Genomic DNA, 20,325 nt, shown 5'->3' with positions numbered 1-20,325 from the left:
GTTCATATCCGCCGCGCCTCAATTGACGGCGCCGGCAGATGGATTATGGTGCAACGCGATGATGGCGGGCCAGCAATGGCGCGCCATTGTCATTCGGATGATCCCTGCGGGAGAGACCGGAGAGCCGCAGTTGCGGGGATCCGGCGCCGAAGGCGCAACCGCCCCGGAACCGCTCAGGCAACAAGGGCCGCAGGGTGACGAGCCTCTGGAAAGCAGTCGCGGACGCGGCGCTGTCCGGGCATGTGCGGCTGCGCCGTGCGCCTGGATCTGCGACGTCCAGTGACTCACCGACGGAGTAAACCCGCGTGCCCGGCTCTAAGCCATCGGCGCAGAGGTGAATCTCTCAGGTTCCTGCGACAGAGGGGGCGCCGCACGGATCATTTTGATCCGTACTTTTTGGCGCCTGATCGCGGAACATCTGCATGTCGCACGACGACAGCCTGCCCCTTTTGAAGACACCTCTGCACGCGGCCCATGCCGCGCTCGGCGCCCGACTGGTGCCGTTCGCCGGCTATGAGATGCCGGTGCAATATCCCACCGGCATCCTCACCGAGCACAATTGGACCCGCGAGAGCGCCGGCCTGTTCGATGTCTCGCACATGGGCCAGGGCGCCCTGATCGGCCCCGACCACGCCACCACCGCCCGCGCTTTGGAAGCGCTGGTGCCGGCAGACATGCTCAATCTCAAGCCCGGCCAACAGCGCTATTCGCAATTGCTGGCGGAGGACGGCGGCATCCTGGACGACCTCATGGTCGCCCGCCCGCTGGATCCGGCGCTGGACGGCACCTTGCTGCTGGTGGTCAACGCCGCCTGCAAGGGCGCCGATTATGCCCATATCGCCGCCCACCTCCCCACCGATGTGCGCCTCGTCACCTATGACGACCGCGCGCTGCTGGCCCTGCAGGGCCCCAAGGCGGTGGAGGTGATGGCCCGCCACGCCCCCGGCACTGCCGACATGGCCTTCATGGCGGTGATCTCCACCACCTTCGACGGCATCCCCATCGGCATCTCCCGCTCCGGCTATACCGGCGAGGACGGCTATGAAATCTCGGTGGCCGACGCCGATGCCGTCACCCTTTGGAACGCGCTACTCGCCGAGCCGGAAGTGAAGCCCATCGGCCTCGGCGCCCGCGACAGCCTGCGCCTGGAAGCCGGCCTGTGCCTCTATGGCCATGACATCGACACCACCACCTCGCCGGTGGAAGGCGCGCTGGTGTGGTCGATCCAGAAGCGCCGCCGCGAGGAAGGCGGCTTCCCCGGCGCCGCGCGCATCCAGCGCGAACTGAAGGACGGCCCCGCCCGCGTGCGCGTCGGCCTCACCTTCGACGGCCGCGCGCCGGCCCGCGAGGGTGCCGAGATCGCCAAGGACGGCCAGGTGGTGGGCATCATCACCTCCGGGGGCTTTGCCCCGACCCTCAATGCGCCCATCGCGCTCGGCTATGTGCCGCCGGCTTTGGCCGTGCCCGGCACTCGTCTGGACGTGCTCGTCCGCGGCAAGGCGCTTCCCGTCACCATCGTCACACCGCCGTTCGTGCCGCAGCGCTACGTTCGGAAGCAGACCGCAGCCAAAGGGGCTTGAGCCATGACCACCCGTTATTCCAAGGATCATGAATACGTCCGTCTCGAAGGCGACGTGGCGGTGATCGGCATCTCCACCTACGCCCAGGAACAGCTGGGCGACGTGGTGTTCGTGGAACTGCCCGAAGTGGGCAAGACCGTCGCCCAGGGCAAGGAAGCCGCCGTGGTCGAGAGCGTGAAGGCCGCCAGCGAAGTCTATGCGCCGGTCTCCGGCGAGGTGGTGGAAGTCAACTCCGAGCTGGAAGCCGCCCCCGCCACGGTGAACGAGGACGCGGAAGGCAAGGGCTGGTTCCTGAAGCTCAAGCTCTCCAACCCGGCCGAGTTCGACGCGCTCATGAGCGCCGAGGACTACAAGGCCTTCGTCGCAACCCAGGGCTGAGCCATGGGGCACCTTTACACCGCCACCATCCGCTGGGAGCGGGGCGAGGCCGTCTTCACCGACGGGCGCTATCCCCGCGCCCATCGTCTGGTGTTCGACGGGCTGGAAGTGCCCGGCTCGTCGGCGCCCGCCTCGGTGCGGGTGCCGCTGTCGCGGGAAGATGCCCTCGACCCGGAAGAGGCGATCGTGGGTGCCCTCTCCAGTTGCCACATGCTGTTCTTCCTGGATTTCGCCCGCCGCGGCGGCTTCCGGGTGGACAGCTATACCGATCCCGCCGTGGGCGAGATGGGTCCGAACGCGGCCGGTAAATTGTTCCTCGCCCGCATCACGCTGAACCCCGCCGTGGTGTTCAGCGGCGAGACCGTGCCCAGCGCCGAGGACTATGCGGCCCTGCACCACCACGCCCATGAGGAATGCTACGTGGCCCATACGCTGCGCAGCGACGTCATCCTCAATCCGACATTTTCCGCGATCTAGCGCCCCGCGCGCTGCCAGAACCCGAGACGCATCATGCGCTATCTGCCTTTGACCCCCGAGGACCGCACGGAGATGCTGGCGCGCATCGGCGTGCCCTCCGTGGATGCTTTGTTCGCCGATATTCCCGCCGCCAAGCTCAATCCCGGCCTGCCGGACCTGCCGGCCCGCAAGGGCGAGCTGGAGGTGGAGCGCACGCTCGGCCGCCTCGCCGCCAAGAATGTGGCCGCCGGATCGGTGCCATTCTTCGTCGGTGCCGGCGCCTATCGCCACCATGTGCCGGCCACCGTCGACCATCTGATCCAGCGTTCGGAGTTCCTGACCTCCTACACGCCCTATCAGCCGGAAATCGCCCAGGGCACGCTGCAATATCTGTTTGAGTTCCAGACCCAGGTGGCCCTGCTCACCGGCATGGAGGTGGCCAACGCCTCCATGTATGACGGCTCCACCGCCGCCGGCGAGGCGGTGCTGATGGCCCACCGCGTCACCAAGCGCCGCAAGGCGGTGATCGCGGGCAATGTGCACCCGCACTATCGCGAGACCATCGCCACGCTGTCCCGCTATGCGGACGATGCGCTGGTCGCCCTGCCCCCGGCCCCCGACGGCGCCGACTTCGATCTGGACGCCATCGACGGCGAGACCTCCTGCGTGGTGGTCCAGAGCCCGGACGTGTTCGGCCACATCCATGATCTGCGGCCCATCGCCGAAAAGGCCCATGCGGCCGGCGCGCTGCTGATCGCGGTGTTCACCGAAGTGGTGTCGCTGGGTGCCATCGAGCCCCCCGGCGCCCAGGGCGCCGACATCGTTGTGGGCGAGGGCCAGTCCATCGGCAATCCGCTCACCTTCGGCGGGCCTTATGTGGGCCTGTTCTGCACCCGGCAGAAGTTCGTGCGCCAGATGCCCGGCCGCCTCGCCGGCGAGACTGTGGACGCGGACGGCAAGCGCGGCTTCGTGCTGACGCTCTCCACCCGCGAGCAGCATATCCGCCGCGAGAAGGCCACCTCCAACATCTGCACCAACTCCGGTCTGTGCGCTTTGGCCTTCACCATCCATCTGTCGCTGCTGGGCGAAACCGGCCTCACGCGCCTTGCCCGCATCAACCACGCCAATGCCTGTGCCCTCGCCGATCTCCTGGCCAAGGTGCCGGGGGTGAGCGTGCTGAATGACAGCTTCTTCAACGAATTCACCATCCGCGTGCCGGGCAAGGCCGCCGACGTGGTGGAGAAGCTGGCAAACAAGGGCGTGCTGGGCGGCGTGCCTTATGCGCGCCTCGCCCCCAAGGCCGGCCATGACGATCTGATCCTGGTGGCCTCCACCGAAGTGAATAGCGATGAAGACCGCGCCGCGTTCGCCGCCGCGCTGACCGAGGTGCTGGCATGAACCGCGAAGGACGCGGGGCCACGAGCCCCACCACGACCCATTCCGAAACCACTGGCCCGCGCACCTTCACCGGCAACCGCGCGCTGGAGCTGGAAGAGGGCCTGCTGTTCGAAGTCGGCCGCCGCGAAGTCACCGGCGTCGATCTGGACGAACCCGCCGCCTTCACGCCGCGCCTCGGCGGGCAGGCGCGCACCACGCCCCTCGATTTGCCGGGCCTCGCCGAGCCGGAAGCCATGCGCCATTACGTGCGCCTGTCGCGGATGAATTACGGCATCGACAGCGGCCTGTTCCCGCTGGGGTCGTGCACCATGAAGCACAATCCCCGCCTCAACGAGAAGATGGCCCGCCTGCCCGGCTTCGCCGATGTGCACCCGCTGCAGCCGGTCTCCACCGTGCAGGGCGCTTTGGACCTGATCGCCGAACTGTCGCGCTGGCTGATGTCGCTCACCGGCATGCAGGCAGTGGCCTTCACCCCCAAGGCCGGCGCCCATGGCGAATTGTGCGGCATGATGGCCATCAAGGCCGCCCATGCCGCCAGCGGCCAGAAGCGCCATCTGGTGCTGGTGCCCGAGAGCGCCCACGGCACCAACCCCGCCACCGCCGCTTTGATCGGCTATGAGGTCAAATCCATTCCCGCCCGCGCCGATGGCACGGTGGATGTGGAAGCGGTGAAAGCGGAACTGTCGTCCGAAGTGGCGGCGCTGATGCTGACCAATCCCAACACCTGCGGTCTGTTCGAGCGTGACGTGGTGGAGATCGCCGCCGCCGTGCACGCGGCGGGCGCCTATTTCTATGCGGACGGGGCGAATTTCAACGCCATCCTCGGCAAGGTGAAGGTGGGTGAGCTGGGCGTCGACGCCATGCACATCAACCTGCACAAGACCTTCTCCACCCCCCACGGCGGCGGCGGGCCGGGCGCCGGCCCGGTGGTGCTGTCCAAGGCTCTGGCGCCGTTCGCGCCGGTTCCGGCTTTGGTGGTGGACGGCGACCAGCTCAAGCTGGTGGAAGACGAAGGCAGCACCGGCGCCACCCAGGCGCTGGGCCGCATGAGCGCCTTCCACGGCCAGATGGGCATGTTCGTGCGTGCTCTCTCGTGGATGCTGTCGCACGGGTCCGATGGCATGCAGCAGGCGTCCGAGGATGCGGTGCTCTCCGCCAACTACATCCGCGCCTGCCTGATGGACGTGATGAGCGCACCCTTCGCCGAGCGACCGGCCATGCATGAAGCGCTGTTCGACGATGCCTGGCTGGAGGGCACCGGCCTGTCCACGCTGGACGTGGCCAAGGCGCTGATCGACGAGGGCTACCACCCGATGACGGTGTATTTCCCGCTCGTGGTCCACGGCGCCATGCTGATCGAGCCCACCGAGAGCGAATCCAAGGCCTCGCTGGACCTGTTCATCGGCGCTTTGCGCGATCTCGCCTTCGCCGCCAAGGCCGGGGACAAGGAGCGCTTCCTCGGCGCCCCGCATTACGCCCCGCGCGGGCGCCTGGACGAAACCCGCGCCGCCCGCAGCCCGGTGCTGCGCTGGGTGAAGCCGGCGCCGCTGGCGCAAGCGGCGGAGTGAACCGGCGCTGGTCGCAGCGTTCCTGACAACGGCCCGGCGGGGATCCTGCCGGGCCTTTTTTATGGGGTGACCGTGCTCACGCCCGGCGCAGGCCCCGCAGCCACTTGCCCAGCGGCAGCACCACCACCAGCAACCCGCAGACGATCAGCGCCATGCCGCCGAACCGCAGTGGCGGAAACCGCTCGCCCAGCACCAGGGCTGCCGAGAGCGTGCCGAACAAGGGCACCAGCAGCGAGAACGGCGCCACCGTGCCGGCGGGATAGCGCTTGAGCAGATGCCCCCAGATGCCGAAACCCAGCAGCGTGGTCGGCACCGCCAGATAGATCACCGCCCCATAGGACAAAAGGGTCGCATGGGCGAAGGACGCGGCAATGGCCGGCCAGCCCTCGAACGCCAGCGACAAGGCGAAGGCCGGCACGGGCGGCACCAGGCTCAGCCACACCACCATGGACAGCATGTCCACCGGCCCGGCCTGGCGCATCAGCACATTGCCGCACGCCCAGCTGGCGGCCGCGCACAGGGTCAAGGCCAGACCGATCAGGGTCATGTCGCCGCCGACACTCATTCCGATCAGCCCCAGCCCGCAGAACGCCACCAGCACGCCGGCGATCTGGCGCGGGGCGGGGCGCTCGCCCAGCGCCACGGCGGCGATCAGGATGGTGAAGAAGGATTGCGCCTGCAGGGTCAGAGAGGCGAGGCCCGGCGGCATGCCGTTGGACATGGCCAGGAACACGAACACGAACTGACCCAGGAACCAGGTGAGCCCGATCAGCACCATGCGCCCCACCGGCAGCGCCGGCGGGCGCACGACCAGAGCGGGGAGCGCCGCCACCACAAAGCGCAGCGCGGTCAACAGCAGCGGCGGGAAGGTATCGAGGCCGACGCGGATGACGACGAAATTGAAACCCCAGATGGCCGCGACCAGCACGGCGAGGGCAATGTGGCGGACGGCCATGGGAGATCCGGTTCGGGAACGCTTCCGCCTTGTGCCGCCGGCCGGCACCCCCGCACAAGTCCCGTTTGCGCACAGCAGCCATCCGCCTCCGCGGGCAGAGATGACGTTACGGAAGCATTTCCATAGTTATCAATGTTTCTACCGTCAGATGCGGAGACAAGTCGCTGAGCAGATGGACGCGAATACTGCAACGCACAACGGTCTACACAGATGAGAGCTCCGTCGATCTAAGGTTTCATTGACAGAGGCACAAGCCGCGGCGCCGAATAGGAGGTGGCCGGCGATAACGGACGCAGGGTCCGGGGGGCGCCCGCTGACAAAAACTCCGAGGAGACGTCCATGTGGAGCCAGGTCTATGACCCGTTCGGCAGCGCCCTGCTGTCGACGTTCGTGGCGGCAATTCCCGTCGTCACGCTGCTCGTTCTCATCGCCACCAACAAGGTCAAGGCCCATTGGGCCGCCGTGATCGCTCTCATCGTTGCGCTATTGGTTGCCATTATCGGTTTCACCATGCCCGCGGGCCTGGCCTTGCGCGCCACATGGCTCGGCATCATCACCGGCTTCTTTCCCATCGGCTGGATCATTCTCAACGTCATCTTCCTCTACCGGCTCACCGTGGAGAAAGGCTGGTTCGAGACCCTGCAGCAATCCATCGGCGGCATCAGTTCCGACCGGCGCATCCAATTGCTGCTGATCGCCTTTGCCTTCGGCGCGTTTTTCGAGGGCGCGTCCGGCTTCGGTACGCCGGTGGCAGTGACCGGCGCTTTGCTCATCGGTCTCGGCTTTTCGCCGCTGGCCGCGTCCGGCCTGTCGCTGATCGCCAACACGGCGCCGGTGGCCTATGGCGCGCTGGGCACCCCCATCCAGGGGCTGGCCAGCGTCACCGGGCTCGATCCCTATCTGCTGGGGGCCATGGTCGGGCGGCAACTGCCGTTCTTCTCGCTGATCGTGCCGTTCTGGCTGATCTGGGTGTTCGCCGGCTGGCGCGGCATGATGCAGATCTGGCCGGCGATCCTGGTCACCGGCGTGTCCTTCGCCGTGCCGCAGTTCCTGATCTCGAACTATATCAATCCCTGGATCGTCGACATCGGCGCCTCCATCGTCTCCATGGCCTGCCTGGTGGCCTTCCTGCAGGTCTGGCAGCCCAAGGAACTGTGGCTGTCGGCCAAATTGCGCACCAAGGATGACAGCGCGCTCACCATGCCGCCACGCCCGGCCATCACCCGCACCGCCTCCCGCAGCGAGGTGATCTGGTCGTGGGTGCCGTGGGTCATCCTGTCCCTGGTGGTGGGGATCTGGGGCACGGGCTGGTTCAAGGCCTGGGTGAACCCGATCTTCACGGTCAACTTCCCCATCGAGGGCCTGCACAACCAGATCCAGAAAGTGCCGCCGGTGGTGGCGGCACCGGCGCGCGAGGGGGCGGTGTTCGCCTTCACCTACCTCTCCTATACCGGCACCGGCATCCTGATCGCGGCGATCCTGGCGGCGGCGGTGATGAAGTTCTCGCCGCTGCGGCTGATCAAGGCCTATGGCGAGACCTTATGGGTGGTGCGCTATTCGCTGCTGACCATCGCCGCCATGCTGGCCATCGGCACCCTCACCCGCTACTCGGGCGTGGATGCCACCTTGGGGCTGGCCTTTGCCCATGCGGGCTTCTTCTATCCCTTCTTCGGCACTCTGCTGGGCTGGCTCGGCGTGGCGCTGACCGGATCGGATACCGCCTCCAACGTGCTGTTCGGCGGCTTGCAGAAGATCACCGCCGAGCAATTGGGCCTCAGCCCGATCCTGATGGGCGCGGCCAATTCCTCCGGCGGCGTCATGGGCAAGATGATCGATGCCCAATCCATCGTGGTGGCCTCCACCGCCACCAACTGGTTCGGCCACGAAGGCACCATCCTGCGCTTCGTATTCTGGCATTCCATTGCGCTGGCCTGCCTGGTGGGCGTGCTGGTGATGCTCCAGGCCTATGTCTGGCCGTTCACCGCCATGGTCATTCACTGATCGCCTCTGGCCCGGTCGGCATCCCGCCGGCCGGGCCAGATCGCATCAATCCTCGCCGGGGATCGCCCGCGGCAGAGGAATGGGGGAGGCCTGCGGAATAGGAATGGAATAATAGCGCCGCACCGCGATGCCGGCTTCCGTGAACGGCCCCTTGGCGGTGGTCGGCCCGGGGGCGGCATAGGACATGGGACCGGGCGGGCGCGGCTGCGACGGCAGCGACCCCGGCGGCAGCAGCACCGGCTGATGGGCATCGCCCGGCTGGGCCGGCTGGGGCTGGCCCAGGGGCGGCACGCCCCGCACCGGCTGCGCCTGGACCTTCCACCCCGGCGGATAGCCCTGCTGCGGATAGGCCGAGGGCGGCGCCGCCTGCACCGGCTCGCCCCGCTGATTATAGCCCTGCTGGGGATAGCGCTGTTGCTGCGACTGCGGCGCGGACACCTCCGCCGGCAATCCCTGGACGCCATAACCGGGCCGCGGCTGGATCGGCTGGGGTGCGCCGGGTTGCGGCTGCTCGGCCTGAGGCGCCATCTCCGGCGCCTCCTGCGCCTCCTGCTCCGGTTCCTCAGCCTGGGCGGGAGGCTCGGCCTGCATCTGCGGCAGGGGCGCCTGCATGACCGGCCCGCGCGGCTCGATGCCGCCCTGCGGGAAGCCCGGCGCGGGGGCGGACGTCATCAGCGGCGGCGGCTGCATCAGTTGCGGCTTGGGCTTGCAGATCAGGCGCGGATTGTTCCGGCGCATCAGATCCACGTGGATATGGTCGTAGTGAAAGATGTTGGAGCCCGGCGCCAGCACCGTGGTGAAGGCCTCGCAGGCCCCCGCCTGCACCTGGAGCAGGAAGCCGCGCGCCTCTGCCGGGCCGCGCCAGCCGTTCTTCACCGAAATGTCCATGCCGTTGGCGAAGCGGAAGCCGGCTACGTCCAACGCATTGCCGAACGCATGCTCGGAGATCTTGGCCCCGGCCTGACCATTCATGCCGCGGCAGGAATAAGAAGAGATCTGCTTGATCGCCACCACCGGCGCGCCATACCAGGCCATGGCGGCGGGCTGCACCACTTCGGCAAGCCACACATCCAGTTCCCGGATCATCGGGCAGGCCAGCGTCGCCTTGGGCTCGATGCCGATGGTGCCGTCATTGAGGGCGGCCACCTTGAACGGGTGCTCCATGCCGCAGGCGCCATTGCCGTCGATGCCGCGCATGGGCTCGATATAGACCGAAGGCACCACGCCTTTTTCCGCCAGGCACTTCTCTTCCGCCTGGGCGCGCCAGGGCTCGCGCCGGTCGAACATGTCGAACCGGCAGCCGGTGAGCAGCCCGATGCAGAGCAGCGGGGCGAGAAGAGACCAGATGACACCGCGCGACATGCGGCAAATCTGGCCGGTCTGTCATTGAGACCGCGTTAAGACCCGGCCGGGCGCAGCGACTTTTTCCGCCCGGACCGCAGAAAAAAACCGTTCCGGCCAAAAGCCGAAACGGTTTGGATACCAATGGCCGGCGCCAGATACCGCCGACTCAGGCGTGCGCTGGCTCGGCGTCAGAGCTTTCGATGTCCCGCACCCGGTCCACCACCGCCTTCTGCACCTTTTCGAACGCCCGCACCTCGATCTGACGCACCCGCTCGCGGGAAACACCGAACTCGGTGGCCAGTTCTTCCAGCGTGATGGGGTCTTCCGACAAACGCCGCGCCTCGAAGATGCGGCGCTCGCGCGGGTTCAGAACACTCAGCGCGCCCGACAGAGCGGTGCGCCGGTTGTCCAGTTCCTCGCTCTCCACCAGGATGGCTTCCTGGTCCTGGCGGTCATCGGCCAGCCAATCCTGCCATTCGCCGCTGTCGCCATCATCGCGCAAGGGCGCGTTCAGCGAGGCGTCGCCGGACAGGCGGCGGTTCATGTCCACCACATCCTGCTCGGTGACGCCGAGCTTGGTGGCGATGATCTTCACCTGGTCGGGGCGCAGATCGCCCTCTTCCAGCGCCGAAATCTGGCTCTTGGCCTTGCGCAGGTTGAAGAACAATTTCTTCTGCGCCGCGGTGGTGCCCATTTTCACCAGGCTCCACGAGCGCAGGATATATTCCTGGATCGAGGCGCGGATCCACCACATGGCATAGGTGGCGAGGCGGAAGCCCTTCTCGGGCTCGAACCGTTTCACCGCCTGCATGAGGCCGACATTGCCTTCCGAGATCACCTCGGATATGGGCAGTCCGTAGCCGCGATAGCCCATGGCGATCTTGGCCACGAGCCGCAGATGGCTGGTGACGAGCTTATGGGCCGCATCGCGGTCCCCATGCTCCCGCCAGCTCTTGGCGAGCATGTATTCCTGCTGGGGCTCCAGCATCGGAAAGCGCCGGATCTCCTCGAGATACCGGGAAAGGCCGCCCTCAGCTGAGGGAATCGGCGCGTGTCTGGAAACGGCCATGGCGGCCTCCTTCTCTCGTGGCCCTCCGCCCGAGCGGCCACCTGCACGGCCGCTAAAAGCCGACCGCAACCGCGGAATATAGAGAGAAGAACGCCGCCGGGATAGGGAGGATCCCCTCACGCCCCCGCGAGCGCAGCCTTCAACCGTTCCAATTCGACAGGAAGCGGGCTTTCGAACGACAGCGTCTCTCCCGTCACCGGATGGGAAAAGCCCAGGCGCGCCGCGTGCAGCGCCTGCCGGTTGAGGTCCAGCAGCATGGAACGGCCTTCATCGGACAGCAGGCTGGCCTTGGTGCGGAAGCCCTGGCCGTAGACCTCGTCCCCCAACAGCGGATGGCCGATATGGGCCATGTGCACGCGGATCTGATGGGTGCGCCCGGTCTCCAGCTGGCATTCCACCAGGCTGGCAATGGGCTCCCCTGCGGCGTTGCTGAAGCTTTCCACCAGTTCCCAATGGGTGATGGCCATACGCCCGGACGGGCGCACGGACATCTTCTGCCGGTGGGCGGGGTGGCGATCGATGGGCGCATCCACGGTGCCGCGCAGCGCCGGCACGCCCCAGACGAAGGCCAGATAGGCCCGCTCCAGCGGCCCGGTGCGGCCATGGTCGGCAAACTGCTCCGCCAAGCCCTTGTGGGCGGCATCGCTCTTGGCCACCACCAGCACGCCGGAGGTATCCTTATCCAGGCGATGCACGATGCCCGGCCGGCGCACGCCGCCGATGCCTGAAAGCGTGGCGCCGCAATGGTGCAGCAGGCCGTTCACCAGCGTGCCGCTCCAATGGCCGGGCGCGGGGTGGACCACCAGGCCGGCGGGCTTGTCCACCACGATCAGATGGTCGTCTTCATAGACAATGGCGAGATCCATGGCCTCCGGGGTCGGCTCGGCGGGCTCGGGGGCCGGCACGGCCACGGTCCAGACCTCGCCGGCATTGACCCGTTGCGCGGCGTCTCCTACCACTCGCGTGCCGACGGTGACCTGGCCATCGGCCACCAGCCGCTGCAACCGCGTGCGGCTGAGGCCGGGCAGACGCCCGGCGAGAAAGCGGTCGGCGCGCACGCCGGCATCTTCGGCCTCGGCGGTCAGGACGTGCGCGGTGGCGCCGTCCGCCAAGCCGGCCTCATCCCCGATCGCAAGATCGAGGATCTCGTCTTCGTCCAAAATCTCATGTCCCAAAGGCTGACCCATGTTTCCGCGCCCGTCCGATCCGGTATCAAAAGACGATCTGGACCAGCTGACGCCCGAGCAGGCGCACGTGGTGCGCAAGCTCAAGCGAGTTTCATTGGTATCCGGGCTCATCATGGCGCTCGGTGTTGCGAGCGTCCTGGGTGTCATCGGCTATCGCATGATGCGAGGCAAGGCCGTCGTGGCCGGCGATGTCACCGCAACCTTGCCCAAAGGCGCCCGCATCGTCTCCACCGCGGTCGCCGACCGCTTGCTGGTGGTGACGCTGGATGTGGCCGGAACCCCGGAAGTGCGCACCTATGATCTGAGCACCCTGGCGCCCGTGGGCCGCCTGACCTTCGCCACCGCCCCCTGAGGGGCGGCGACGCCGGCACTGTCGTCGCGTCTACTGCAGCGAGCTTTCCCCGTCACCGGGCATGCGGGCCAGCATCATCTGGGTGATGGCCACCAGCATTTCCGCCCGCGACTTCAGGTCCGTCGCCTCCAGCAGCGCCTGCTTTTCCAGCGCGCCATAAGGCGACATCACCGAGAGCGCGTTCACCAGGGTCTCGGTGCCCGCCTGCTCGATGCCGTCCCAGTCGGCCTCCAGCTTGTTGGCCTCCAGGAAGGCCGCCAGCGCTTTCAGCAGCGCAGTGCGATCCACCGCGTCCTCGCCCACATTGGCATCGAAATCGTGGGCGAACGGCGCCACGTCGATGCGGAACTGGCGATAGGGCGTATCCGCGGCCAGTTCCTCCAGCACCTTGAAGCGGCACACGCCGGTCAAGGTGATGAGATAACGGCCATCGCCGCTCTCGCCGAACTGGCTGAGCCGGCCGAGACAGCCGACCTTGAACAGGGCCGGGCCGCGATCATCGTCGGGCTGGCTCTCGTCCGGCTGCACCATGCCGATCAGGCGGTCGCCGGCCAGGGCATCGTCGATCATGGCGAGGTAGCGCGGTTCGAAAATGTTCAGCGGCAGCTCCGCGCGCGGCAGCAGCAGCGCTCCCGACAGCGGGAACACGGGAACCACCTCGGGAACATCCGACGGTGTGATGATGGGACGATGCTTGGCCACGGACAGTCCTCAGGCGAACAAGATCGCCGACAGCTTTCTACGCCCGGAGACCGTCAGCGGATCGGTCGGCCCCCAGGCTTCGAACAATTGTACCAGTTGCTTGCGCGCCCCGTCCTCATTCCAGGTGCGGTCGCGCTTGACGATTTCCAGCAGATGGGCGAGCGCCTCGTCGCGGCGGTTTTCCGCGTTCAGCGCCAGCGCCAGATCAAAGCGAGCCTGATGATTGGCGGGGTCCGCCGCCACATCGGCCTCGAGGCCCGAGGTCTCCCCCAGCGAAGCCGCCTGCCGCGCCAGTTCCAGCGCCGCGCGGGCCGCCGCCACGGCGGGGTCGTTGGCTTTCGCCGCCGGCACCTGCGCCAGCATGGCTTCCGCCTGATCCAGATCCTCGAACAGGATATGGGCGCGCACCATGCCGGCCAGCGCCTTGAGATTCTCCGGCTCCGCCGCCAGCACATGGGCGAAGATCTCGGCCGCACCCGCCGCATCGCCCGCTGCCAGAGCAGCGTCGGCGGCTTCCAGGATCTCACCGAGGTCCGGGGCAGCCCCGCCGGTCAGGCGCTCGATGAAGGACACCACCTGCCCCTCGGGCAGCGCGCCCATGAAGCCATCCACCGGCTGGCCGTTCACGAATGCGAACACCGCCGGGATCGACTGCACGCCGAGCCGGCCGGCGATGGCCGGGTGCTCGTCAATATTCATCTTGGCAAGCTTGACCTTGCCCTTCTGCGCCCGCACGGCCTTCTCGATCACCGGACCGAGGGTCTTGCACGGGCCGCACCACGGCGCCCAGAAGTCCACCAGCACCGGGCGGGTCTTGGACTCCTCGATCACGTCGGCCATGAAGGTCTGCGTGGTGGTGTCGATGATCAGATCATCGCCGCCCGCCTGCGCCGCGCCCTGCGTACCGCTCGCCTTGTTGAAGAGCATCATGGTCGCCCTCGAAAATCTGTCCCGCCGGCCCGAACGGCCGTTGCGGCTCCCGCCCCTTAGATGGGCGCTCTCCGGCACAACGCAATCGCTGTCCGCGAGGCGCTTCTAGAGCCACAGCGCCCGTGAGGGAAGCCACCGCCGCCGCATTGGCGGGCGAAATCGCCGGAAAGCACGGCCAACGCCATCGTCAGACACCTTTGGATGACGGCCCCGCGCCTGTGGACGGCGGGGCGTCTGCGCCTTGCGGTGGCGCGGCGCGGGGGGCAGGCTGAATTTGACCTTCACGCATGGGGCTGGCACACCGCCAAGCAATGAAATTCAACCGCCTGCGGCTCGTCGGCTTCAAGACCTTCGTCGAGCCAACCGACTTGTGGATCGAGCCCGGCCTCACCGGCGTCGTGGGCCCGAACGGCTGCGGCAAGTCGAACCTCGTCGAAGCGCTGCGCTGGGTGATGGGCGAGAGCTCCCATAAAGCCTTCCGCGCCAACGACATGGACGACGTGATCTTCTCCGGCACCACGGGCCGGCCATCGCGCAACATGGCGGAAGTGTCGCTCCAGCTGGACAATGCGGACCGCACCGCCCCCGCCGGCTTCAATGATGACGACATATTGGAAGTGACCCGCCGCATCGATCGCGGCGCCGGCTCCCATTACCGCATCAATGGCCGCGACGTGCGCGCCCGCGACGTCAACATGCTGTTCGCCGACGCCTCCACCGGCGCCCGCTCCCCAGCTTTGGTGCGGCAGGGGCAGATCGGCGAGATCGTCGGCGCCAAGCCCGCCGCCCGCCGCCGCATCCTGGAAGAGGCCGCCGGCGTCGCCGGCCTGCACGCCCGCCGCCATGAAGCGGAGATGCGCCTGAAGGCGGCCGAGACCAATCTGCTGCGGCTGGAAGACGTCATCGTGCAACTGGCCGCCCAGGTGGAAGGCCTGCGCCGCCAGTCGCGGCAGGCGATCCGCTACCGGGCGGTGGCGTCCGAAATCCGCAAATATGAGGCGACCCTGCTCTGGCTGCGCTGGACCGAGGTCACCACCACCCTCGCCCAGGCCGAGCGCGCGGTGGAAGCCATGGTGCGCGACGGCGCCGAATGCACCCGCGCCCAGGCCGAGGCAGCCCGCCTCCAGGCCATCGCCGCCCATGCGCTGCCGCCCCTGCGCCAGAGCGAGGCGGAAGCCGCCGCAGCGCTGCAGCGCCTGACCATCGCGCGCGGCGAATTGGATAAAGAAGAAGCGCGCCTCGCCACCCGGCGGCAGGATCTGGAACGGCGGCTGGCGCAACTGGTGCAGGATCTGGAGCGCGAGACCGCCCTGTCGGCGGATGCCGAGAGCGTGCTCGCCCGCCTGGAGGAAGAACAGGAGATCCTCACCGAGGAGCAGGCCGGCGCGCTGGATGCGGAAGACGCCGCCAGCGCCGCCTTGGCTCAGGCGCAGAGCCGCCTCGCCGCCGCCGAGCAGGATCTGGACGAAAAGACCCGCACCTTCGCCGATCTCAGCGCCCGCCGCACCGGCCTGGAGCAGACCATCCGCGACCTGCGCCAGCGCCTGGTGCGCAGCGCCGCCGAGCGCGCCTCGGTGGAGGCGGAAGAGCGCCGCCTGAAGCTGGACGCCGGCACCGCCGATCTGGACGCCCGCCGCCTGGAGGCGGAAGCCGCCCGCGAACGGCTCGCCCACGGGGAAGAAGCCGCCGCGGACGCGGAAGCCACCCACGCCGCCGCGCGCCGCGCCCTCGACGAGGTGCGCCCGGCTTTGGCCGAGGCCGAGCGCCGGTTCGGCCGGCTCGACACCGAAGTGCGCACCCTCACCAAGCTGCTGCAATCCTCCGACAGCCGCTTTCCCCCCGTGGCCGACCTGTTGTCCGTGGCCAAGGGCTATGAAATGGCCCTGGGCGCTGCCTTGGGCGACGATCTAGACCTGCCCGTGGCCCCGGAGGCGCCCGCTCGCTGGGCCGGCTCTGCCGTGATGCCCGGCGACCCCATCCTGCCCGTCGGCGCCGAGCCGCTGGCGGCCTTCGTCTCCGGCGCTCCGGCCTTGATGCGCCGCCTGGCCCAGGTGGGCATCGTGGAGGCCGCCGCCGGCCCGCATCTTCAGGCCCAGTTGCAGCCGGGCCAGCGGCTGGTGTCCCGCGCCGGCGATCTGTGGCGTTGGGATGGGGTGGTCGCAGCCGCCGATGCCCCCACCGCCGCCGCCCGGCGATTGGCGGAACGCAACCGGCTCGCCGATCTGGAGCTGGAAGCGGAGATCGCCCGCGATGCGCTGGAGGAGGCCCGCGCCTTGCTGGCCACGCGCGACAGTGCTCTGCGGGTCGCCGCCAATGCCGAGGCGCAAACCCGCGAAGCCCGCCGCACCGCCCAGCGCGCCGCCGAGACCGCCCGCGAGCTGGAAGCCGCCGCCGAGCGCAAGGCCACCCAGCATATCGCCCGCCTCTCCGCGCTGTCCGAAGCCCGCGACCGCCTCACCGCCGCGCGGGAGGAAACCGAAGAAAGCCTGATGGAGGCGGAGACCACGCTGGCGGACCTGGAGCCGCCGGTGCTGATCGACGCCACGCTTGCAACCGCCCGCGGCGAGGTGGCCCAGGGCCGTGCCGGCCTGGCGGAGGCCCGCGCCACCCTCGACGGCCTCCAACGGGAGCGCAGTGCCCGGCAGCGGCGCCTGGAAGCCATTGCCGGCGAGCAGCGCTCCTGGAGCGGCCGCGCCGGCGGCGCCGGGGACCGGCTGGCGGCCATCGATGCCCGCCGCGCCGAAGCGGAAGCCGAATTGCTGGCCAGCGAGGATATGCCGGCCCAGATGCTGCAGCAGCGGCGCAGCCTGCTCAGCCAGCTGGAGGCGGCGGACGCCGCCCGCCGTGCCGCCGCCGACCGCCTGCAAGAGGGTGAGGCGGCACTGGCCGCCGCCGATCGCGCCGCCCGTGATGCGCTGGAGGCCATGTCCGCCGCCCGTGAGGAGACCGCCCGCACCGAAGCGCGCCTGGAAGCAGCCCGTCAGCGCCGCGACGACGTGATGCGCGAGATCGCCGATTCTCTCGAAGGCCCGCCCGAGACCGCCCGCGAACAGGCGGAACTTGTGGAGAACGGCCCGCCTTTGGATATTTCCGCCATCGAGATGGCGCTCGATCGCGCCAAGCGCGAACGGGAGCGCTTGGGGGCGGTGAACCTGCGCGCCGACCTGGAATTGACCGAGGCCGAGACCCAGCACGACACGCTGGTGACCGAGCGCGACGACCTCAATGAGGCCATCCGCCGGCTGCGCGGCGGCATCGCCAGTCTCAACCGCGAAGCCCGCGAGCGGCTCCAGGCCTCGTTCATTGTTGTGGATGGCCACTTCCGCAAATTGTTCGACACCTTGTTCGGCGGCGGCGAAGCCCAACTGGTGCTGACCGATGCGGAGGACCCCCTGGAGGCCGGCCTCGACATCATCGCCAAGCCGCCCGGCAAGAAGCCCCAGACCCTGTCGCTGCTCTCCGGCGGCGAGCAGGCGCTCACCGCCATGGCGCTGATCTTCGCGGTATTCCTGACGAATCCCGCCCCCATCTGCGTGCTCGACGAAGTGGACGCACCGCTGGATGATTCAAATGTGGAGCGCTTTTGCGCCCTCATGGACGAAATGACGCGCCTCACCGACACCCGTTTCCTGGTCATCACCCACAACCCCATCAGCATGGCGCGAATGGACCGCCTGTTCGGGGTCACAATGGCCGAACGGGGCGTTTCGCGGCTGGTGTCGGTGGACCTCCAGAGCGCCGAGCGGTTACGCGAGGTGAGCTGAGCGTGGGCCCCACGTTGTCGCAGGCAACATTTTTTCTTTTCAGATCAAATATTTAATTCAAAAACCGCCGTTCTTGACACTCATTTTTGCCGCAACTATGGTGCCGCGCGGTTTCGGCGGGCAGGGATCGCTTAGCGCATCCTTTCGCGCCCCGCCTGAAACCGGAGCAATGCAGCATGTCTGAACCCTCGGATTCCCCGGAACGGAAGTCTGATGGTTCGCCCGTGACGCAGGGGTCGCATATACCGGACCCTGCGCTTTCCGAACGGCTTCAGCGGCTCAATGCCGCGCTTGACAAGGCGCGGCCTAGAGACCAATCGCAACCGGCGGGATCACGGCGCGACACGTCCACCTCGTCGGCGATGGCCTTGGCCTTTCGCCTTGGCGCGGAGTTCGTGTCAGGTGTCCTCGTCGGAGCCCTCGTGGGCTGGGGCCTGGACAAGGTGCTTGGCATCGCGCCGTGGGGGATCATCGTCCTCACGTTGGTCGGGTTCGGGGCGGGCGTTCTGAACATGATGCGCGCGGCCGGGGAAACCGGATCGCGGAAGGGGCCGAAAGCCTGACAGCCTCGTGCTGCGGGTGGACGGTTCGACTTGAACGAGAGTTTGCGGCGCAAGCCCAGGCTTTTTTGCGGCTCCGGCCGCTTGGATGACGCGGCCGCAAACGGCCGCTGGAGACAGGGGCCGTCGGATGACCATTGATCCGATCCACCAGTTCGAGGTCCAGCGCTACGTCGAGCTGCTGAGGCTCAGCGGCGTCACCGTCTCGTTCACGAATTCTGCCGCCTTCATGGTGGGCATCGTCGCCACCATTTTCCTCTTCCTCACCTATGCCACCCGTGGCCGCACCTTGGTGCCGGGCCGGCTGCAGTCGGTGGCGGAGATGAGCTACGAATTCATCGCCAAGATGGTGCGCGATTCCGCCGGCACCGAAGGCATGGTGTTCTTCCCCCTGGTGTTCTCGCTGTTCATCTTCGTCTTCGTGGCGAATGTGATCGGCCTGGTGCCCTACACCTTCACCATCACCGCCCATATCGTCGTCACCGCCGCTCTGGCGCTGCTGGTGATCGGCACGGTGATCATTTACGGCTTCTGGAAGAACGGCACCCACTTCCTGCACCTGTTCGTGCCGTCGGGTGTTCCGGCCTTCCTGCTGCCCTTCGTGGTGCTGATCGAGGTTGTATCCTTCCTCTCGCGCCCCATCAGCCTTTCGCTGCGTCTGTTCGCCAACATGCTCGCCGGCCATATCGCGCTGAAGGTGTTCGCCTTCTTCGTGGTCGGCCTGGGCTCCGCCGGCTTCCTGGGCTGGATGGGTGCGACGCTGCCCTTCTTCATGATCGTGGCACTCACCGCGCTCGAACTCTTGGTCGCGGTGTTGCAGGCCTATGTGTTCGCGGTGCTCACCTCGATCTATCTCAACGATGCGGTCCACCCGGGACACTGATCGTCCCACCCGCACGGCCAACCAACGACGTTTTTCAAGGAGCAGATCAATGGAAGCGGAAGCTGCAAAGTTCATCGGCGCCGGTCTCGCCTGCCTCGGCATGGGCCTCGCTGCGATCGGCGTCGGTAACATTTTCGGCAACTTCCTGTCCGGGGCGCTGCGCAACCCGTCGGCTGCCGATGGTCAGTTCGCTCGCGCGTTCATCGGTGCGGCGCTCGCCGAAGGTCTCGGCATCTTCGCGCTCGTCGTCGCCCTCGTCCTGCTCTTCGTCGCCTGATCTTTCCGATCCGGCGTTCCGGGCTTCGGGGTTTCCCCGAGCCCCGGAGCGCAGTCAGGTCAGATGAGTTTCCAGTGAAGAGAAGGCAGGCGGGCGAGCCATGAACAAGACATGGAAGCTGGCTGCGGCACTCGCCGTTTCGGGCATGGCCATCCTGGCCATTCCGGCGGCAGCCGACAGTCTCGATCCAGCATCGGTTTCCGGGCGGCAAGGCGCGGCTCCGATGGTGGTCGCCCAAGCGGCGGCGCCTGCGGCTCCGCATGCGAACGCGCCGGTGGTCCATGCCGCCGGCGAAGAAGCCGGGCATGGCGAAGGCCATAGCGGCGGGTTCCCGCCGTTCAACCCCACCAATTTCGCCTCGCAGCTGCTGTGGCTCGCCATCAGCTTCGGTGCGCTCTATTTCCTCATGAGCCGGCTGACGCTGCCGCGCATCGGGCGGATTCTGGAAGAGCGGCATGACCGCATCGCCAAGGATCTGGCCGAAGCCTCCCAGCGCCGCGCCGAAAGCGAGGCGGCCCAGGCCGCCTATGAAAAGGCCCTCACCGAGGCCCGCAGCAAGGCCAACGCCATCGCCGGCGATGCGCGGAACCGGCTCAATGCCGAGACCGACGCCAACCGCAAGGCGCTGGAAGCCAGCCTGAATGCCAAGCTCGCCGATGCGGAACGCAGCATCGAGGGCACCAAGACCACGGCGCTGTCGCATGTGCGGGGCATCGCGGTCGATACGGCGAACACCATTGTGACCACCCTGGTGGGCACCCATCCCGGCACTCAGGATGTGGAAAACGCCGTGGACGCGGCGCTCGCCAGCAAGGCCGCCGCCAGCGCGTGAGACCAGGGGCGCACCAGCGCCCCTGCGATCGGACGGAACTGCGCCGCGTGACGCTCACGCAAACCGCCCGGCCCCGGCTGGGCGGGCCT

Annotated in this window: 18 protein-coding genes and 1 riboswitch; of the genes, 12 read left to right on the top strand and 6 right to left on the bottom strand. The window is 67.7% G+C overall.

Annotated elements, in window-relative coordinates; all coding sequences use genetic code 11:
* The first annotated feature begins 97 nt into the window (after window positions 1-97).
* Window positions 98-200, top strand: a riboswitch (glycine riboswitch).
* Between the two features lie 222 nt (window positions 201-422).
* From gcvT to gcvPB, 5 genes are read left to right on the top strand one after another with little or no spacing between them, the layout of a single operon-like run.
* A complete protein-coding gene (gene gcvT / locus AAG816_RS14815) occupies window positions 423-1,580 on the top strand; it encodes a glycine cleavage system aminomethyltransferase GcvT (protein ID WP_341990424.1) in 1,158 nt (385 codons plus the stop codon).
* Window positions 1,581-1,583: 3 nt separating this feature from the next.
* Window positions 1,584-1,958 carry a glycine cleavage system protein GcvH gene (gene gcvH, locus AAG816_RS14810; RefSeq protein ID WP_341990423.1) on the top strand — a complete coding sequence of 125 codons (375 nt, stop codon included), beginning with the start codon at window positions 1,584-1,586 and terminating at the stop codon, window positions 1,956-1,958.
* 3 nt (window positions 1,959-1,961) lie between these two features.
* Complete coding sequence (locus tag AAG816_RS14805) at window positions 1,962-2,435, top strand: OsmC family protein (RefSeq protein WP_341990422.1); 474 nt, start codon at window positions 1,962-1,964, stop codon at window positions 2,433-2,435.
* Window positions 2,436-2,468: 33 nt separating this feature from the next.
* A complete protein-coding gene (gene gcvPA / locus AAG816_RS14800; protein WP_341990421.1) occupies window positions 2,469-3,812 on the top strand; it encodes an aminomethyl-transferring glycine dehydrogenase subunit GcvPA in 1,344 nt (447 codons plus the stop codon).
* Window positions 3,809-5,380 (top strand): aminomethyl-transferring glycine dehydrogenase subunit GcvPB, encoded by a 1,572-nt coding sequence (gene gcvPB / locus AAG816_RS14795; RefSeq protein WP_341990420.1) that lies wholly within the window; start codon window positions 3,809-3,811, stop codon window positions 5,378-5,380. Before gcvPA ends, gcvPB begins: the two co-directional genes overlap by 4 nt.
* 76 nt (window positions 5,381-5,456) lie before the next feature.
* Here the strand turns inward: gcvPB and AAG816_RS14790 are convergent, their stop codons facing one another.
* Window positions 5,457-6,335: an EamA family transporter gene (locus AAG816_RS14790; protein WP_341990419.1), complete on the bottom strand. Its 879-nt coding sequence runs from the start codon at window positions 6,333-6,335 to the stop codon at window positions 5,457-5,459.
* 339 nt (window positions 6,336-6,674) lie between these two features.
* Here AAG816_RS14790 and AAG816_RS14785 point away from each other — a divergent pair, with 339 nt between their 5' ends.
* Window positions 6,675-8,336 carry an L-lactate permease gene (locus AAG816_RS14785; protein ID WP_341990418.1) on the top strand — a complete coding sequence of 554 codons (1,662 nt, stop codon included), beginning with the start codon at window positions 6,675-6,677 and terminating at the stop codon, window positions 8,334-8,336.
* A gap of 45 nt (window positions 8,337-8,381) precedes the next feature.
* On the opposite strand, the gene AAG816_RS14780 is transcribed toward AAG816_RS14785, so the two are convergent.
* The 3 genes from AAG816_RS14780 to AAG816_RS14770 all read right to left on the bottom strand — a co-directional run bounded on the left by AAG816_RS14780 (window position 8,382) and on the right by AAG816_RS14770 (window position 11,936).
* On the bottom strand, window positions 8,382-9,698 hold the full coding sequence (locus AAG816_RS14780) for an extensin family protein (RefSeq protein ID WP_341990417.1): 1,317 nt from the start codon (window positions 9,696-9,698) through the stop codon (window positions 8,382-8,384).
* 148 nt (window positions 9,699-9,846) lie between these two features.
* The gene (rpoH, locus tag AAG816_RS14775) at window positions 9,847-10,749 is read right to left on the bottom strand and encodes an RNA polymerase sigma factor RpoH (protein ID WP_341990416.1); all 903 of its coding nucleotides are present in this window, start codon (window positions 10,747-10,749) and stop codon (window positions 9,847-9,849) included.
* A gap of 116 nt (window positions 10,750-10,865) precedes the next feature.
* Window positions 10,866-11,936 (bottom strand): RluA family pseudouridine synthase, encoded by a 1,071-nt coding sequence (locus tag AAG816_RS14770; protein ID WP_341990415.1) that lies wholly within the window; start codon window positions 11,934-11,936, stop codon window positions 10,866-10,868.
* On the opposite strand from AAG816_RS14770, the gene AAG816_RS14765 reads away from it, so the two are divergent.
* Window positions 11,935-12,288 (top strand): hypothetical protein, encoded by a 354-nt coding sequence (locus tag AAG816_RS14765; RefSeq protein WP_341990414.1) that lies wholly within the window; start codon window positions 11,935-11,937, stop codon window positions 12,286-12,288. The genes AAG816_RS14770 and AAG816_RS14765 overlap by 2 nt on opposite strands.
* Window positions 12,289-12,318: 30 nt before the next feature.
* On the opposite strand, the gene AAG816_RS14760 is transcribed toward AAG816_RS14765, so the two are convergent.
* Together AAG816_RS14760 and trxA are read right to left on the bottom strand one after the other, a co-directional pair.
* Window positions 12,319-12,990: an LON peptidase substrate-binding domain-containing protein gene (locus AAG816_RS14760; protein ID WP_341990413.1), complete on the bottom strand. Its 672-nt coding sequence runs from the start codon at window positions 12,988-12,990 to the stop codon at window positions 12,319-12,321.
* A 9-nt stretch (window positions 12,991-12,999) separates the two neighbouring features.
* Window positions 13,000-13,920 (bottom strand): thioredoxin, encoded by a 921-nt coding sequence (trxA, locus tag AAG816_RS14755; RefSeq protein WP_341990412.1) that lies wholly within the window; start codon window positions 13,918-13,920, stop codon window positions 13,000-13,002.
* A 311-nt stretch (window positions 13,921-14,231) separates the two neighbouring features.
* On the opposite strand from trxA, the gene AAG816_RS14750 reads away from it, so the two are divergent.
* The 5 genes from AAG816_RS14750 (at window position 14,232) to AAG816_RS14730 (ending at window position 20,236) form a co-directional block, all read left to right on the top strand.
* Entirely contained in the window at window positions 14,232-17,684 is a 3,453-nt protein-coding gene (locus AAG816_RS14750) for an AAA family ATPase (RefSeq protein ID WP_341990411.1), read from the top strand.
* A 176-nt stretch (window positions 17,685-17,860) separates the two neighbouring features.
* Window positions 17,861-18,247 (top strand): AtpZ/AtpI family protein, encoded by a 387-nt coding sequence (locus AAG816_RS14745; RefSeq protein ID WP_341990410.1) that lies wholly within the window; start codon window positions 17,861-17,863, stop codon window positions 18,245-18,247.
* 127 nt (window positions 18,248-18,374) lie between these two features.
* The gene (locus tag AAG816_RS14740; RefSeq protein ID WP_341990409.1) at window positions 18,375-19,127 is read left to right on the top strand and encodes a F0F1 ATP synthase subunit A; all 753 of its coding nucleotides are present in this window, start codon (window positions 18,375-18,377) and stop codon (window positions 19,125-19,127) included.
* 49 nt (window positions 19,128-19,176) lie between these two features.
* Window positions 19,177-19,404: a F0F1 ATP synthase subunit C gene (locus AAG816_RS14735; protein ID WP_341990408.1), complete on the top strand. Its 228-nt coding sequence runs from the start codon at window positions 19,177-19,179 to the stop codon at window positions 19,402-19,404.
* Between the two features lie 100 nt (window positions 19,405-19,504).
* Window positions 19,505-20,236 (top strand): F0F1 ATP synthase subunit B, encoded by a 732-nt coding sequence (locus AAG816_RS14730; protein ID WP_341990407.1) that lies wholly within the window; start codon window positions 19,505-19,507, stop codon window positions 20,234-20,236.
* The last annotated feature ends 89 nt before the right edge of the window (window positions 20,237-20,325 follow it).

It is taken from the genome of Azorhizobium sp. AG788 (assembly GCF_943371865.1).
Lineage (GTDB): Bacteria > Pseudomonadota > Alphaproteobacteria > Rhizobiales > Xanthobacteraceae > Azorhizobium.
Note: the sequence above shows the minus strand (reverse complement) of the source record. Positions and strands in the feature narration are given on the sequence as shown.